Below are 656 nucleotides of genomic sequence, written 5' to 3'. Positions count from 1 at the left end.
GAGCTGGGCACCAACAACCTGCCCGACTGCTCCAACATGTGCCACGAGGCATCCGGCCGCGCCCTCCAGGCCGCCCTCGGCACCGGCAAGGGCACCGCCGACCTCAAGGACTGGGAGGTCACCGACGCCCTGTTCATCCTCGGCGTCAACGCGGCCTCCAACGCGCCCCGGATGCTCACCTCGCTGGCCGAGGCGTACAAGCGCGGCGCGCAGATCGTGCACATCAACCCGCTCGTCGAGGCCGCCGCCCGGCGCACGATCATCCCGCACGACTTCGTGGACATGGCGCTGTTCAAGTCCACCCCCACCAGCACGCTCAACCTCCAGCCGCGCATCGGCGGCGACATGGCGCTGCTGCGCGGCATGGCCAAGGCGATCCTCGCCGAGTCGGAGACCGACCCCAAGGCGCTGGACCGCGAGTTCATCGAGCGGCACACCACCGGCTTCGAGGCGTACCGGGCGCTCGTCGAGGCCACCACCTGGAAGGAGATCGAGGAGCAGAGCGGTCTCACCCAGGCCCAGGTCGAGCAGGCCGCGCGCGTCTACTGCGACGCCGACCGCTCCATCTTCAGCTGGTGCCTCGGCGTCACCCAGCACGAGCACGGCGTGGACACCGTCCGTGAGATCGTCAACGTCCTGCTGCTGCGCGGCAACCT

At 69.7% G+C, this 656-nt stretch carries 1 protein-coding gene; it reads left to right on the top strand.

Features of this window, described 5'->3' with window-relative positions; translation table 11 throughout:
* Window positions 1–656: molybdopterin-dependent oxidoreductase (locus GTW40_RS32445; RefSeq protein WP_161183707.1), on the top strand; the 656-nt coding region annotated here is incomplete at both ends.

Origin of the sequence: Streptomyces sp. SID4985 (assembly GCF_009863025.1) — a bacterium.
Classification (GTDB): domain Bacteria; phylum Actinomycetota; class Actinomycetes; order Streptomycetales; family Streptomycetaceae; genus Streptomyces.
Note: the sequence above shows the minus strand (reverse complement) of the source record. Positions and strands in the feature narration are given on the sequence as shown.